Here is a 2,109-nt window from a genome sequence, read left to right as displayed (position 1 = left end):
GAATCCTGTGCTTGACTTGGAAATGTCTGTATAGGACATTTCTATTTGGTTTTAAGGTAGGACATTTCTACTTGGGAATAACAACACTTGTATATTAATATAAATATCAAATACTTAATAAAACATTAAAAATCCCCAAATGCCCAAAAAGCCGATTTTGAAACAAGTCGGCTTTTTATTGAACAGATTTGTCACTTTCGGCCAATAATTTTGACTAAAAATTACGCTTTTAAACTTGAGTGATACAATTTTGTGATACATTATTGTATATACAAATTTGAATGTTTTTTATGAAACAGTATTTCGAATGGGATGAGGCTAAGAATCGAAAGAATCAAAAAAAGCACGATGTCTCTTTCGAAACTGCAAGCCTTGTTTTTGATGATCCATTAAGGATCTCAATCCAGGACAGACATACCGATGGTGAAGAACGTTGGCAAACCATTGGAAAAGTAAAAGGCGTACTAATGCTCTTAGTAGCTCACACCATCTTTGATGAAGATGACTGTGAAATCATACGAATCATTAGTGCAAGACAAGTCACTAAGGCGGAGCGAGATAGATATGAGCATGGTTAGATACTCACGCAAAGAACTGAATGAAAAATTCAGCGACAAGCAAGATGCTGAAATTCAACGCTTGCTTGCTAAGGGAACGGTTCCTGACAATCAGCTAGATCTCTCAGATATGCCTGAAATTACCGACTGGAGTAATGCTGTACGCCACAATCAATTCTATCGTCCAGTAAAGCAACAAACTTCAATTCGGTTAGATGCTGATGTGCTTGCATGGTTCAAAGCACAAGGAAAAGGTTATCAAACACGTATGAATGAAATCTTACGGGATGCTATGCTAAAAGAATTAAAAAATCATCAATAAAAATGGGAGCTTAGGCTCCCATTTTTGAATTCTCATAAGAAAATTTATACTAACTATAGTGATGGGAAACTATAGAACTGTCTTAATCAAAGAATTTTCGGGCACCTTATTGTATTGACTATTCATTGGAATTTTTAGATTAGCACTTATCCATTTTTTTTCAGAAAAATCTATTTTATTCATGTATATATAATTTAAAACCATATTTTGAAGTAGTGTTGTAACTATCATATTTTTTTCATTTTCATTTTCATTTTCATAAAGAACCTTTATCTCTCTCTTAGGAATGCGTCCTAATTGTAATTGTGTTTGAATAAATATTAATTGGTATGCAGGATTACTATTTTTTAATAATAGGTCATTTATAATCTGATCTAATTGAGGAGACGCTGTAGCTTTCGCAATAAAATTAATTAAATATCTACATACAGATCTACACATTTCAAAAATCATTTTTTCTGCTATCGAAAGAGCTTCTTCTTCAGAAGTTTTATTTTTTTCTTGAATGATTGAAATCATGAATTCTTTAAGTTCATTATCCGACTTCATTAAGATATCAAGAAAAAATGATAAAGATTTAAGTCCAAGCCCATAACTTGAATCTAGAAGATTCTCAAGTCTAGTTCTATTAAATGAGCCATGTTTATTCTTTGCAATTTGTCCTAAAACCTCTAAACATCTGAAGATAGTGCTAGAATCATTTATCTGTTTTAATTCTGCACTTTGTTCTAACTCTTCTTTCAGCTCATCTTTAGAATCTTCAAATGAATTGATAGCTGAATCTAAAATAGTATCAGGTTCTTCTGTTTGATCTCGAAGAGCCAAGCTTTTGCTTCTTTCTTCATAAATATTTTTATTTAACAAAGAAATTTGTGCAATTTCCTTCGATAAAATTTTTCTAAATTTTTCGTTCAAAATTGTATTTTGATTAATTGTTAGATAATGAGGTTGAAAATCTTCAAGAAGACTAGAACTATATTCTAAGATATAATCTAAAAAGTCTGTAGAGTTGGAATGATGAACTAAAAATATCAATATATTAGCACTTTCTTCAGTATGAATAGTTTCACATAAATTTTTAACCACACTAGATAAATTACTTTGATTTGCTGCAATATATTTTGAACAAGAAAAATAATATATAGGACTTACGCATTGACGGATTCAAAAAAGTATTAAAATACTTTATAAAGTATCTGTGATCAGACGAATTAAACATGCTTCTACAGC

3 protein-coding genes are annotated in these 2,109 nt (G+C 30.8%); 2 read left to right on the top strand and 1 reads right to left on the bottom strand.

Annotated features, from left to right (window positions below):
• The first annotated feature begins 290 nt into the window (after positions 1-290).
• Both NI467_RS14510 and NI467_RS14505 read left to right on the top strand, forming a co-directional pair.
• Positions 291-578 (top strand): BrnT family toxin, encoded by a 288-nt coding sequence (locus NI467_RS14510; RefSeq protein ID WP_068975324.1) that lies wholly within the window; start codon positions 291-293, stop codon positions 576-578.
• Complete coding sequence (locus tag NI467_RS14505) at positions 565-879, top strand: BrnA antitoxin family protein (protein ID WP_178319558.1); 315 nt, start codon at positions 565-567, stop codon at positions 877-879. The genes NI467_RS14510 and NI467_RS14505 overlap by 14 nt, the downstream gene beginning before the upstream one ends.
• A 69-nt stretch (positions 880-948) precedes the next feature.
• Here NI467_RS14505 and NI467_RS14500 read toward each other — a convergent pair whose 3' ends face one another.
• The gene (locus tag NI467_RS14500; protein ID WP_253153490.1) at positions 949-1,965 is read right to left on the bottom strand and encodes a hypothetical protein; all 1,017 of its coding nucleotides are present in this window, start codon (positions 1,963-1,965) and stop codon (positions 949-951) included.
• Positions 1,966-2,109: the final 144 nt, after the last annotated feature.

This window comes from Acinetobacter sp. S4397-1 (assembly GCF_024129285.1).
In the GTDB taxonomy this organism is placed as follows: Bacteria; Pseudomonadota; Gammaproteobacteria; order Pseudomonadales; family Moraxellaceae; genus Acinetobacter; species Acinetobacter lwoffii_C.
This window is presented reverse-complemented; position numbering and strand designations above follow the sequence as displayed.

Coding starts and splice junctions, on each gene's coding strand:
- NI467_RS14510 (WP_068975324.1), top strand. CDS start 291: ATGAAACAGTATTTCGAATGGGATGAGGCTAAGAATCGAAAGAATCAA.
- NI467_RS14505 (WP_178319558.1), top strand. CDS start 565: ATGAGCATGGTTAGATACTCACGCAAAGAACTGAATGAAAAATTCAGC.